Annotated in this window: 11 protein-coding genes; 3 read left to right on the top strand and 8 right to left on the bottom strand. The window is 36.8% G+C overall.

Annotated elements, in window-relative coordinates; translation table 11 throughout:
• Positions 1-7 precede the first annotated feature (7 nt).
• A complete protein-coding gene (locus TOL5_RS07370) occupies positions 8-1,384 on the bottom strand; it encodes an aspartate aminotransferase family protein (RefSeq protein ID WP_121775705.1) in 1,377 nt (458 codons plus the stop codon).
• Positions 1,385-1,486: 102 nt separating this feature from the next.
• Between TOL5_RS07370 and TOL5_RS07365 the strand changes: the two genes are divergently transcribed.
• Positions 1,487-2,407 carry a LysR family transcriptional regulator gene (locus TOL5_RS07365; protein ID WP_005032554.1) on the top strand — a complete coding sequence of 307 codons (921 nt, stop codon included), beginning with the start codon at positions 1,487-1,489 and terminating at the stop codon, positions 2,405-2,407.
• Between the two features lie 125 nt (positions 2,408-2,532).
• Here the strand turns inward: TOL5_RS07365 and TOL5_RS07360 are convergent, their stop codons facing one another.
• The 6 genes from TOL5_RS07360 to TOL5_RS07335 all read right to left on the bottom strand — a co-directional run bounded on the left by TOL5_RS07360 (position 2,533) and on the right by TOL5_RS07335 (position 9,487).
• Positions 2,533-2,838 carry a hypothetical protein gene (locus TOL5_RS07360; RefSeq protein ID WP_004829019.1) on the bottom strand — a complete coding sequence of 102 codons (306 nt, stop codon included), beginning with the start codon at positions 2,836-2,838 and terminating at the stop codon, positions 2,533-2,535.
• 116 nt (positions 2,839-2,954) lie between these two features.
• Complete coding sequence (locus TOL5_RS07355; RefSeq protein WP_005032557.1) at positions 2,955-3,965, bottom strand: fimbrial protein; 1,011 nt, start codon at positions 3,963-3,965, stop codon at positions 2,955-2,957.
• Positions 3,962-6,535 carry a fimbria/pilus outer membrane usher protein gene (locus TOL5_RS07350; RefSeq protein WP_046761515.1) on the bottom strand — a complete coding sequence of 858 codons (2,574 nt, stop codon included), beginning with the start codon at positions 6,533-6,535 and terminating at the stop codon, positions 3,962-3,964. The genes TOL5_RS07355 and TOL5_RS07350 overlap by 4 nt, the downstream gene beginning before the upstream one ends.
• A 138-nt stretch (positions 6,536-6,673) precedes the next feature.
• Entirely contained in the window at positions 6,674-7,405 is a 732-nt protein-coding gene (locus tag TOL5_RS07345) for a molecular chaperone (RefSeq protein WP_004829024.1), read from the bottom strand.
• Positions 7,406-7,483: 78 nt separating this feature from the next.
• Positions 7,484-8,023: a fimbrial protein gene (locus tag TOL5_RS07340; RefSeq protein WP_009584595.1), complete on the bottom strand. Its 540-nt coding sequence runs from the start codon at positions 8,021-8,023 to the stop codon at positions 7,484-7,486.
• A 633-nt stretch (positions 8,024-8,656) separates the two neighbouring features.
• Positions 8,657-9,487 carry an alpha/beta fold hydrolase gene (locus TOL5_RS07335; protein WP_121773876.1) on the bottom strand — a complete coding sequence of 277 codons (831 nt, stop codon included), beginning with the start codon at positions 9,485-9,487 and terminating at the stop codon, positions 8,657-8,659.
• A gap of 419 nt (positions 9,488-9,906) precedes the next feature.
• Between TOL5_RS07335 and TOL5_RS07330 the strand changes: the two genes are divergently transcribed.
• Both TOL5_RS07330 and TOL5_RS07325 read left to right on the top strand, forming a co-directional pair.
• On the top strand, positions 9,907-10,812 hold the full coding sequence (locus TOL5_RS07330) for an acetoacetate decarboxylase family protein (protein ID WP_171428621.1): 906 nt from the start codon (positions 9,907-9,909) through the stop codon (positions 10,810-10,812).
• A gap of 124 nt (positions 10,813-10,936) precedes the next feature.
• Positions 10,937-12,295, top strand: a complete 1,359-nt coding sequence (locus TOL5_RS07325; RefSeq protein WP_121773877.1) for an amino acid permease — start codon at positions 10,937-10,939, stop codon at positions 12,293-12,295.
• Positions 12,296-12,346: 51 nt separating this feature from the next.
• On the opposite strand, the gene TOL5_RS07320 is transcribed toward TOL5_RS07325, so the two are convergent.
• Positions 12,347-14,026, bottom strand: a complete 1,680-nt coding sequence (locus TOL5_RS07320) for a M43 family zinc metalloprotease (protein WP_009584563.1) — start codon at positions 14,024-14,026, stop codon at positions 12,347-12,349.
• Between the last annotated feature and the right edge of the window lie 121 nt (positions 14,027-14,147).

The raw sequence follows: 14,147 nt of genomic DNA, 5'->3' as shown, positions 1-14,147 counted from the left end.
ACAAAACTTATTTCACTTGGTATAAGGTATCTCCAACAGCATTCATTAATCGAGATAGCTGTGCTTCAGTACTGTTAAACATCGGTCCAAATTGAATGGTGTCACCACCAAAGCGAACATAAAAGCCTGCTTTCCACAACTTCATTCCTATTTCAAAGCCACGAATTGTCGCATCTCCATCACGAGGAGCTAATTGTAAGGCACCGATTAATCCACAGTTACGAATATCAAGAATATGAGGTGCACCTTTTAATTCATGAATCAGTTTTTCAAAACTTGGCGCTAAAATTGCAGACTGAGAAATTAAGTTTTCTTTTTCGATAACATCCAAGGTTGCTAATGCTGCAGCACAAGCCACTGGATGCGCTGAATAGGTATAGCCGTGGGTAAATTCAACCGCATGTTCAGGCAGATCTTGTTGCATAAAGGCATCATAGATTTCATGGCTCGCCACCACGCCACCTAAAGGAATTGCACCATTGGTAATTTGTTTAGCAAAGGTCAATATATCTGGGCTTACCCCAAAATATTCCGACGCAGTCCATTTTCCGATACGTCCAAAACCAGTAATGACTTCATCGAAAATAAGTAAAATATCGTGTTGATCACAGATTTCTCTTAGGCGTTGTAGATACCCTGTAGGTGGCACAATACAGCCTGCCGAGCCAGACACTGGTTCTACAATCACTGCTGCAATATTAGAAGCATCATGCAACTCAATCAGCTTGAGCAATTCATCCGCCAACGCTACGCCACCAGTTTCTGCACAGCCTTTGGTGAAGCTCAAATGGGATTGTAAAGTATGAGGCAAATGATCAACATCCATCAATTGCCCAAACATTTTGCGGTTCCCACCAATGCCACCTAAACTGGTACCTGCAACATTTACCCCATGATAACCACGTGCTCGACCAATCAATTTGGTCTTACTTGGTTTTCCTTGAATTCGCCAATACGCGCGTGCCATTTTGATCGCGGTATCTGCGGATTCTGAACCTGAATCCGTAAAGAAAACATGTTGTAGTTTTTCAGGCATATGCTGAATAATTTTTTCAGCCAATTGAAAAGCCAGAGGATGACCAAACTGGAACGCTGGTGAATAATCCAATTTCGCCAGTTGTTGACTGACTGCCTGTTGAATTTCAGTTCTCGTATGCCCTGCACCACAGGTCCATAAACCTGACAATGAGTCATAAATTTCACGCCCATGGCTATCAATTAAATACGATCCTTGTGCCCCAACGATCATACGTGGATCTTGATGAAAATTACGATTTGCAGAAAACGGCATCCAGTAAGCTTGATAGTTCAAATTCATCTGCGTATTGGATTGACTTGCTTCCGCTGCATAGTCACGGTCAGTTGATGTATCGATCTCAAACATAATCACTCTTCTTGTTTTAGGGTTATGTCTTGAGTGTACAAAGCGATATAGTTTTGATAAATTCAAATTATCTTGAGTTTAGATATAAAAAAGTAAAACTAAATGAAACCGAAAAAATTAAACCAAGTGACTGATTTTGATATAAAGTTGCTTAAAATTTTTAAAACAGTATGTGATTGCCACAGCTTTACTGCTGCCGAAAGTATCCTTGGCATTAGCCGATCTGCGATTAGTTTACATATGAGTGATCTTGAAAATCGTTTAGGTATTCGGCTTTGCCAACGAGGGCGAGCGGGCTTTGCACTCACCGATGAAGGGCGTGAGGTTTTACAATACATTGAAATGTTGACCGCCTCGATTGAAGACTTTCGTGCCAAAATCAATCAAATGCACAATCAATTGAAAGGTGAATTCAACATTGGGATCATTAATAATCTGGTCACCATGCAAAGTGCTTATATCACCAAATCTTTGGCGCAACTCGCTGAAGAAAATTCAGAAGTGGTGATCAATATCAGCATGAGTACATTGTCCGATATCGAATGTCGTGTTTTAGATAACCGTTTACATGCAGGTGCCATTCCCTTGGTCAGTCCACTGTCAGGATTGGATTACTTTCATTTATATCAAGAAAACTCATTTTTATATTGTGGGGAAAATCATCCTTTATTCAACCACACAGGTAAAATCAACCCAAAAGACCTCAAGCAATGGAATACAGTGCTTCCAAACTATGCCATCAGCCCAGAAGCAATGAAGTTACATCAGTTATTAAACTGTTCTGCTACTGCAAGTGATCGAGAAGGAATCGCTTTTCTTATACTGACTGGTAAATTTATTGGTTTTTTACCCGATCACTATGCGAGAAAATGGGTCGTAGATGGCTTTATGAAACCTATTATGCAAAATGTTATGCATTATAGTACACCTATATGTCTTATTACACATAAAGGCAAAAATGTTAATATTATTTTAAAGACTTTTATGGATATTTTAAAAAGAATAGTTCCACCGATTCAATAATGTTTACTTCAACAAATATATTAAAAAGCGCTTTAAATATAATCCAATTAAAAACTAAACCATATTTAAAGCCAAACATAATATAAATATTAAAATAAACGTGATGCAATTAACATAATTTCTATTTAGTAATAATCCACAACCAATATTTTATGTAGATCACTTTCTAAATCTTCTATATTGAGGTGAACCATGCTATTGCCTTGCTTTTCAATCAAGCTGTTAAAGCTAAGGCTATCAACGTTTGCTTTGCTTTTAATCGCTTCAACAGTGCTATCAATCATTTTGCAATTTGAATTATTTGAATCTCTTTCACAGGTAAATTCTACTATATCCCCGTAAAACATGATCTCCTCAGCAGATGCATTTAAACTTAAAATCGATATACTAAATGTTATTAATAAAAAGGCTAATTTTTTAATTAACTCCATCTCAATCCCCTTTAAAGAAATGGTGTAGTTAATTAATTACATAACCTTATTATTAATACAAGATTATCCAGTGGATAAATAAAAAAATAATTGAAGTAAAATATGATTTACTTCAATTAATCATATTCAATTGTGACGGTTGCCATAGCTCGGACTTTTCCGGGGGTCACTTTGGTTGCTGTTTGATAGTAACGTGCAGTCATTGGAACATTGTATTGAATGTTGTCATTTGACTTTAAAGTACCCAATTCCAGCTTGTCATTTTTAGCAATCACACGATTGGCATTTTTATATTGAGACTGCAATTGTACGCCCACACCAGAAGCGCTGGTTCCAGTAGCGTTAGTATTGGCAAGGACATTCTGCATGCTACTACTCACCGCATCATAATCAAAACTTAGGCTAATTTTATTGGTTTCTTCATAACCTGTTGGATTTTTACCGCCATTACATAAAATGTTCAGGTCAAATGCTTGTTCGCCTTGGGTAGAACCGACACCTTTGAAATCAGCTTTATTCACGGTTGGAAGGTTTACCGTTTTATTGATATTACCTAATATTTCACATGAAGACGAAGCAATGGTAATGGCATTGCCATAAACTGTACTGGTTAACCAAGGTGGGTTTGGGCGATCTGCTGAACGATAGCTACTATATGTACCCGGAACAAGTGCACCCGAGCCTGTAGAAGTTCCAGTTTTTACAATTTCAACAATAAAAAAACCTTCAGCCAAAACACGTCTACCCGTTGCAGTACGTCGGTAAGGATAATAATCAGCAAAACCTGGAGCTGACGGTGCTTCTCGATATAAACGGATACCAATACCATCAATATTGGTATTAAAAACAGAATTACCGATAGGGCTCAATGAATAATTTTGAGTATGAACTGCCTCAAGCGTACCAGAACTGCCACAACTATAGGTTGACCCATTCGGTTTGATTGGAAAGGACGCTTTTTTCAAAACTTTGCCAACAGCATCGCTTGGTCGAACAACCACACGTCCTACTGCCATACTGACATCTACTGTTGAGAACCCTCGATCAGGTATACAAGCAGCATAAGCCCCTGAACTGACTGCTCCAGCTAAAAGCAGGAATACACTGTTTAAAACTTTATAGTTCATTGACACACACCTTCCGCCATGATCATGGTTTGCTTTTTGTCTGCTGCTTGCGCCGAAACATCATACTGAATGCGACATTGCTCATCGGCATTTTCGCCCCATTTAACCGTTACTGTATCTGCCGTGGTATTGGTTCTCAAGTAAACCATACTGCCCTGCGCAACCATACCGACATTTTCACCTTTTGTATCATATACTTCTGCTGCAAAAGGTAGCGTGTCACCATTCTCTTTCATACTGTGAATATAAATTGCCTTACCCAGTTTAGTCACAAAACTGACTTGTGAAATTGAACCTGCATAAGGAGCGATACGTTGGCTGGTACCATCCAACTCAACATCCGCAGACATACCTTCAGGGTCAAGTGTAATGTCATTTAAACGATAAGGTGTCACATATGGAATAACGGCATAACCTGATTTATTGATACTTAAACCCGTCGCATTATTGACTTTTGCACCTGCTGCTTCAGGAGCATAAACCAAGACCATGGTTTGACCTTGATCAGGTCCAAACAATACGCCTTGAGGATGTGCAACAATATTACCACGTGCTGTCAACATTGCTTGTTCATAACCATCAGCAACACTATAAGAACCACCTACAGTTGCATAGTTTGTACGATACTGTGCATTCAAGTTAGCACTTGGATTGTCGCCATAACGCGTCGATACAGACGTACCATAGTTAAAACGATCACCAACCACACCACTCACACCCACTGTCGCATTATCTTGCGTCATGATTGAGTTTAAGTTGGCTGAGCTTTTCTTAAAGGACAATGGCAATGATAATGTCAGCATATACTCAGTATCATTACTGGTTACTTTTGTGGCTTTATTTTCGATATTACGATTGATCGCTGACAAGCCATAAGTCAAACCACGGTAAGAATTGCTATAACCGACCTGATATTGACGTGTCGTTTCTTGACGATTCCAATAATCTACCCATGAACCTGTCACGTACATGTTCCCCCAGCCTTCTGGAAGTCCTTGATTTAACGTGATCTGAAATTCACTACGCTGTTTGCCAACATGCGTAGAACTGATGCCTTTCTTGTCTAAATCTTGAACTAAGATAGCATCACGTAACTTATAGAAGTTTTCAGTAGAGTATCGATAAGCCGCCAAAGTTAAATTGGTATCTGTAGGGGTAATCAACTTACTGTAGCTGATTCGGAAACTTTGCCCACTTTCACTTTTACGGCGCTCAAAATCAGCTTGAGAGTGTGTCACATCGAGTGCGACTGCACCAATCGGTGTAGCAAATGCACTTCCTAGTGTCACAGCTGAATAATCTTCAGAGAACTGTACACCACCATACGCTGTAATTGAGTTGTTGACCCCGCGTTGATATTTACCCTGTACGATAAATGGATCAAGGTCGATATCTTTATCACGGAATTGCCCCATTGAAACAGAATAACGGCTCATTCCCGGACGTAGCATTTGTACAACAGATGCATAAGGAATCGAATAACGCTGAACTTCACCATTGGCTTCTAAAATAGAAACCTCTAGCTCACCACCAAAACCTGTAGGATAGAGGTCATTAATCTCAAAACTACCCGGCGCTACCGTCGTTTGATAAATAAGTTGACCTTGTTGACGTACTTCGACTTTTGCATTGGTTTTTGCGTTGCCGCGAATACGTGGTGCATAACCAATCATGCTGTTTGGAAGCATACGGTCATCACTGGAGAAATCGACACCACGATAGCCGTATGAATCAAAGATTTCACCATCAGTGAAGCTTTCACCTAAGGTCAATACACCTCTGTATTGAGGAAACGCACGTTGAACATAAGTGCTGATCGCGTCATAACTTGATTTAGAAGTATGATCAACCGTTGTTCGATCTTGCCACTGCCATTGACCATTGTGACGAAATTGCCAACCCGCTAAATTTGCCCCAGCAGTTACTGAAGTAAAGGCATTGGTGGTTTCTTCACCACCCTGCAATTTATTAAAAGTTTTGTAGGCACTGGCATTATAAGAAAGAAATGCAGCATTAATGCCACGATCCCAAACACTTGGGTCAACATAGCCTTGTGCATTTTTTTGCATAGCCACTTGTGGAATAGAGATGTCAACACGTAAACGTGAGGTATCAAATTCATAAAACGAATCTTCTACCCACTGTTCAATTTTCTGACATCCAGTTGGATAAGTGCTTTCACCTTTTTTTAATACTTCTGCTTTAACGCCATATTCTAAAAGTTGGCTTGAGTTAAAGCAGGTATAGGCATTTTGATTATTTTCAGTGGCTTTAAACACCATACGGTGTTTGCCAAACCAATTTCCATTGACATAAATATCGACATTGTAATCGCCAGGTAAAACAGGATTACCATATTTAAAACGATTTACATCAATCTTTTTAGCGTCGCCAATTAAAAAAGCCGAATCAAATTCTGCTTCTGCAGCAGTCGGAGACTGTTCTGTCCCGTCTAAGTCAGTTTCAGTTGCATTAACTAGAGCTGGAATGCTAAGTGTAATCACGCCACAAGCCACATAATAACGAATATGTCGCTTGATCCACTTATAGCTTTGTTCATTTTTTTGCATAAAGAAGTCTGCCTATTGACAAATGAATAGGTTTTTAATTCGCTTACTCTCAGTTAAATGGAATGATTAAAGGTGTTTCATCATTATTCAAAAGTGCTTTAAATGACGCATCACAGTGAAATTTAAAGCCTTGCCAATTTAAGGCAATTTAATATTGCGCTCTACACGACCACCATAATCATTGATTGTGGTGAAAGTCATTTTTGCGACATTCGAACCTTTTAAGTTCACAGTTCCATCAGAAAACGGTTTCAACATTAAACCTTCAGCAAGTAAATCAACGCGTTTACCTGACTGATCTTGCATAATCGAAGTCAAGGTAATATAAAATGGCGTCGGGTTTTTAATTGCCAACTGTGTTCCATTACTGCTCCATTGCAACTTTTCAGGTGCTAAAGCAGCATCTTCTTTAATTCCGCTCGGACGATAAAAAAACTTAATACGTGAACGAATCGCGAGTTGTAAAAAGTTCTCTGGTACAACATTTTGATCTTTGGCGGAAGGCTTCGGTGGAATATCCAAAATATTCAACCAAAATAACGTTTCTTGAGTTTTACTTAATTCATTTGCTTTAGGCATACTGCTTATACGTAAAGACTGTCCTTTTTTTGCTTCCACCCGTGAAATCGGTGGTGCAATCATAAAAGGGGCTTTTGATTGATCAGGTGTAGATTTAGCATCCCCCTCATCAATCCATGCTTGAACCAATGCAGGATTATTTCCGTTATTACTCACTTGTAAGGTAATTTCACGTGAATCAGATGGATAAATCACACGAGTACCATGAATAATGATTTCAGCATTTGCTGCACCAAACGGAATTAAAAGTGCCAGTAAACCTTTTTTAAAAAAGGAATGATTCAAGAACATAACGATTATCTCTACCTAAAATAAAGTAAAAGAGCTAAGTGGGCTGACCCACTTTAGCTCTGCACAATTCAATAAAAATTATTGATAGATAATAGTATATTGAACTGAAGTTGTAACTTTACCAGCAGCAGAAGCATCAGTTGCATAGTATTCAGCATAGTAGTTAAGATCAGCTGAACCTTTATCAGCAACGTCTACCCATTGAGAGTTCGTTTGCGCACCAGAAGCACCAGCAGCAAGTACTGGAATGAATTGGTTGTTAGAACCTAAAAGTTGAACTTGAACGTTTTTAGCACCGTTCGCAGTAGCATTTTGGTTGTTTAAACGACCAGTACCGAAGTCAACAGTTGAACCTGGTTCGAAGTAAGTTGCAACTTTACCTTCTGAACAGTTTGCTAAGTTGATTGTGAAAGGAGTACGACCAGCAACATCACCTGTTTTAGCAAGTGTTTGCTTAGATACAGTTGGAAGGCTTACTGTAAAGTCTTTACCTTGTGGTGTAACGATGTCACAAGTTTTATCAGTAACTAAACCGTTAATTGTAATTGTACCATCTGCTGCAAAAGCACTAGAAACCCCTAAAACTGCAACTGATGCCGCTAAAAAAATCTTTTTCATACCAAGTGTCCTATACAAACAAAAATGATTAGTGTTGGTCGATGTGTATTATGCACACTCAGACAAAAATGTAAACAATGTCACACTTTTTAAAGAAAGAGATACGATTCCTAGCAAAACTATCAATTTTTGAGATAAATTATTTATTTATATTTTTTAATATCTTAAATAATCATTAAATTGATTTTTCAGTTTTAATTAAATTATTATTTTTTTGTAACTGAGTTGTAAACAAGCATAATTCAAGTGATTTTAACTTTAGATTGAAGTTTTAATAAGCAAGTTAAAAAGCTCAATGAATTGAATAGATTACTTATTAATGTATAAAAATCATGCTATTTCTTAGCAAATAACTGAATGGCCAAAATGAACAAAAAATAAACAAAGCATACATTAATACTTCCTTTTTATTGTATTACGAGCCGCAAAATTGAGATCAAATATTGTGTGTTTTTATAAATTAAATTTAATATATTAAATAATACACTTAAAAATCAGAATAAAAATTAAATTAAAAATAATTTCAAACACTTAAATTAAATTTTAGATGATATTACTCTTCTCCTTACTACATCAACCGAGCAAAAAAAATAGAGACATCACTGCCTCTATTTTAAATTCATGTCGATTTGATTAAGCACGAATAAATGCTAAAAGATCAGGATTGATCACATCAGCATTAATGGTCAACATGCCATGTGAGTAACCTTTATAGGTTTTTAATGTGCCATTTTGAACCAGTTTCGCAGAAAGAACACCTGAGTTTTCATAGGGTACGATCTGATCATCATCGCCATGCATGACCAAAACTGGCACTGAAATTTTTTTAAGGTCTTCCGTAAAGTCTGTTTGGGAAAAAGCCACGATGCCATCATAGTGTGCTTTTGCACCTCCCATCATACCTTGACGCCACCAATTTAAAATCACAGGCTCTAACCTTTTGCTATTTGGACGATTAAATCCGTAGAAAGGACCGGCTGGTAAATCGTAATAAAACTGCGCACGGTTTTTAAATAACTGACTTTGTAAATCATCAAAAACTTCTTTAGCTAAACCGTTTGGATTATTTTCTGTTTTTAACATTAATGGTGGTACTGCACTGACCAAGACGGCTTTAGCAACATTCTCCTCTCCATGTCGTGCTATGTAATGTACAACTTCACCCCCGCCAGTAGAATGTCCAATATGTACAGCATTCTTTATTCGCAAATGCTTAACCACTTCTGCGACATCATCCGCATAATGATCCATATCATGCCCATCCCAAACCTGACTTGATCGCCCATGTCCTCGACGGTCATGGGCAACGACTCGGAAGCCTTCATTTAAAAAGAACAATAATTGTGCATCCCAATCATCCGAGCTAAGCGGCCATCCGTGATGAAAAAACAAAACTTGTGCATCTTTCGGTCCCCAATCTTTATAGAAAATTTCCACACCATCTTTTGTTGTAACATATGCCATGCTTATTTCTCCCGTTTGAGATTTACATTTCAATTGTTGATCTATGTTTTAATCAATGCGTACAAATCCCATTCCTATTGGAAATGAATTGTTGGATTACATTTCAATACTAAGATTAAAGTAAACTTGATGGTCAACACTTTTAGTTATCGCCTGATAGCAAAAATGTAAATCAAAAAAACAGTTGAAAATAACAGTTTTATGTTTGAGCCTTAATCGCTATCAATTTATTTTTAAATTCCAGTTTTAAAAAAGGTCTTCACTTTACAATCTTGCAACATGCTTCCCAAGGATATTTATTTGTTATATTTTTTCGACTTGACCTTAAAGTCCACTTCAAACTTATAGTGATTACATCAAGCTCTAAGCCAGTCAATCCATATGGTTTAGTCCTGCTTCCCATGTAAAGGTTAACTAAAATGAATACTGATAAGCAGTTTACTGAAGTTGAATTTGGACAATATAAGGTCAAAGTCCCAGCAGGTGGATATTATGATCGCTTTAGGATGAATCCCGATTTGGATCAAGTCGCTCAAGACGCTACTGTTGGAAATATCGATTTTTTTCGAAAAATTCCTAAGAAGCAAATAGCATCGAGAGTCGGACTGGTTTGGGCACCGAATTTCTATTATAAGAGTTCAAATGTTCAACTTTTAATGTTGGCACCCATTCGACAACTCAGAAATAAACTTCCACAACCATTAGAGCCACTGCAAGCACTCCCTGGTTATGGCTTAGTGGCACTGACATTTTTCCATTATGATGTTTGTGATAATGACCCATATAACGAAGTTTCAGTCGCAATTGTTGTACGCCAACCACAAGCAAAAGTTTCACATGCCTTAGAATTATTCCGTTCCATGCGTCAACGCCATTTCTATGCTCATGTTGTCGCGCTCCCTGTAGATACTGAAATTGCACGTATCAGAGGAGTACATGGCTATCAACTTCCTAAATGGCTGACTGAAATTCATGTCAATATCAATACATCGACAATCCATGCATATCTCACAGATACTATAGGTCAACCAGATCTTAGTTTAACGACAACAACACCGAAATTAAAGAAACTAAAACCAGAATCTCGAATCAGTAAAACAACGATGTTGCATCAAGTTGATCATCAATGGCAGCAAACTCAGGTTTTGACCAACACACTTTCATTCACTCAAAAACTCTTGCCAAAACATGTTAAATTGATTCGTCATGGTGGACCACTAAGTCAGTTATTAAATGAATTAGATGCATCCACCATCTTACGCTTAGATGTTGTTGAGGATGCACAAGTGGTGCTGCATTTGCCAACTCAAGTCAATTTGAAATGAGTTTTTTGCAATGTAAATATAATTTAATTTTCACCCAAAATATCCATGCACTGAGCGCATTTTCGAACTAGGCGGCTGATCATCTATCTATTACAATACCCGTTTTTAGTCAGCGCATTGTATTTTGAACCAATCTTCTCCCCAATTAAAACGTGGACTTAAAAATCGTCATATCCAATTGATCGCTATGGGCGGCGCTGTGGGTACTGGACTATTTTTAGGTTCTGCACAAGTCATCCAATCTGCTGGACCTTCGATTATTTTGGGCTATGCCATCGTGGGTTTGATTGCATTTTTAATTATGCGTCAAATGGGGGAAATGATTGTAGAAGAGCCAGTGGCTGGTTCTTTTAGTTATTTTTCACAGAAATATTGGGGAAGATTTCCAGGCTTTTTATCTGGCTGGAATTATTGGGTCGTCTATATTTTAGTCGCGATGACTGAACTCACCGCAATCGCCAAATACATCCATTATTGGTGGCCACATATACCTGCATGGGTATCCACTTTATTTTTCTTTATCGTGGTTACAGGCTTTAATTTAGGCAATGTTAAGTTTTATGGTGAATCTGAATTTTGGTTAGCCATTATCAAAGTGACTGCCGTCATTTCAATGATTGTGTTTGGATTATACTTATTACTTACAGCAGGCGCAGATTCAACAGCAAGTTTTAATAACCTATGGCAACACGGCGGGTTTTTCCCGCATGGATTTTCAGGGTTATTTTATATGCTTGCCTTTTTAATGTTTGCCTTTGGTGGTATTGAATTGATTGGTATGACTGCTGCTGAAGCAGAAAATCCTGAGAAAAGTATTCCTAAAGCCATCAATCAAGTGATTTTTAGAATCCTAATCTTCTATATCGCTTCTCTTGCCATCATCATGTCTTTGATTCCATGGAATCAACTTGATTTGGGTGGTTTGGACAAAAGTCCATTTGTGATGATTTTTAGTCAGCTTGGTATTGAATGGGCAGCTCATCTGCTCAATTTTATTATTTTGACCGCAGCACTTTCTGTTTATAACAGTGGTATGTACGCCAATAGCCGTATGCTCCACGGACTTGCTATTCAAGGTAATGCACCTATGATTTTTGCCAAAGTAACGCAACAAGGCGTACCCGTGCCTGCGGTGGTATTCTCCTCAGTTCTTATTTTTGGTTGCGTTTTGCTGAATTATTTTATACCTGAACAAGCATTGAGCCATCTTATGTATATGGCTGTTGCTGCGTTGGTTTTAAATTGGGCAATTATCAGTTTTACCCATTTAAAGTTTAAAAAAATAGCTCAGATAGAAGGTACTCAGACTAAATTCCCTGCGTTATTTTCGCCTTTCAGTAATTATCTCGTCTTGACTTTTATCGTGATGATTTTATATATCATGTGGACACAAGGCTTTAAAGAGTCCGTCATTTTAATTCCAATTTGGATTTGCTTGATGTTTGGATTATTTAAAGTCATGACTTGGAACAAATCACACTAATTTAAAACAGGCTTATGAGGAAAAATAAGCCTGTTTGTGTTTCTTTACAATTCAATAATTAGCCTCTTTTCCGACCCAAATCCATAATATACCTGTAATACGTTGATTTAGACGAATATTATCAATTTGATATTTAGATAATATATTTACTCTATTTTTAAACTTAGATATAGCATTACTTGTAGTATAGTCATAATCCATTAAATTATCTGTATACCCCTGATACGATTCAAATAATTCCCCATATTCAAAAATATGCGTTAATCCTAATGCATGACCAAGCTCATGGGCATACGTTTCCAAAAAGCCTTGTTCAACACCATCTTTAAAGAAAACAATAGCATTATCAAATTCATCTTGACTAGAAAGTTCTCCTTTAAAATAGTTTAGACTTGGATAAGCTTTAAAACTTGCACTTCCTGAGATTCCACCCCAGTTATCGTTTCGATTTTCAGGTGGTACAGCTCTCATACGAATCGGTGTGAAAAAAATAAATGTTCTTCTTTCTAAATCACTATATGGCGATCGTAATTCTACCCACATTTTACGCCAATAGAGTTCTTTTAACTCTCTAATAAATTCTGTATAAATAGCCTCAGTTAGATTAAACTTTTTCTTTCTTTTTAAATTATTTTCCTTAATTTCATTTTCACCAGTTATATTTTCCAAATATTTGATGCCATATTTACTCTTTATCTCATCTTCCCACCATTTTTTTACAAAACTTCGGACTTCTGGATCTGTTTTTGACAATAAATCTAAATCAAAAAGCTCTCTTTTCACAACCTTAAATACCATCAGAGATTGATTAAAATATCTGTTTTTAAGTTCCCACTCATAGTTTTTGGGTTTTTCTAAAATTTCTCCTTTAACTTTAACATCAACTTCAACCATACTAATGACGCTGATCGCAGAATTTTGACCAATATATATCACCCCAACCTCTTTATCCGGGCATCCATTTCGTGATGCGATAACTTTAATGTATTCATTCTTTTTTAATACTGCACCCGAACAACGAATTGTAATTGCATTATTTTTTTTATAACTATATCTATTGGTTTCTACAATTTTTTTAACAGTTTCACCATTAACTGTTGTTATGTCTTCACGAGCATCTAGTTTTTTAAATTCTCGTTTTGTGTTGATAAAGCTACTTAAAGGTTCACATAAGGGTTTATATTCAATACTATTTTCATTTTCAAATACTGTCTGAGCATTTTGATTATTATTAAATGTTGATAGTGTGATGAACTTACTCGAAGCCTGAAACTTTAGAATAGTTCCATTATCTGTCAGAGGTTCTTTTTCATCAATCAGTCCTGGGTCATTTTTGTCAGTAAATTGCTGATGAATTTCTATATCTAAACATACACCATCTTTATTTATTTCCTCACTGCCATATATTCCTTTATAATTTGAAGCAAAAAAATAAAGCCAAGATGGGAAATATGAAAAATTATCTTTAAGATGATAAGTACTATCCGTATTACTATACATAACTTGATAAAGTGAACTGTAGTTAGGAACGATTAGAACCGTATCTTTTTTCCCTTCAATATTAAGCAAAGGATAGATATATTCATCACGCACCCAATCAAACCCAAACTCTCCATGATATCGATCAGAAGGTCGACCAATTTCATATGGACGTCTAAAATGGACAGTAAAATTTCTTACACAATCTGCGCTTAAAGTCCCTAATTTAGGGCTAGATTCAATTTTACTCATGAATTAATCCTTAATTTTTGAATTTTGATGAGAGTTTTTTAAATTTTATTGTTGTGATTCTAAATTAAGATACCGTAAGTGGTAGTTAATAAAAATATTTATAATCTCAACCCTTTAGAAA

This window comes from Acinetobacter sp. Tol 5, assembly GCF_019702905.1.
GTDB lineage: Bacteria > Pseudomonadota > Gammaproteobacteria > Pseudomonadales > Moraxellaceae > Acinetobacter > Acinetobacter bereziniae.
Note: the sequence above shows the minus strand (reverse complement) of the source record. Positions and strands in the feature narration are given on the sequence as shown.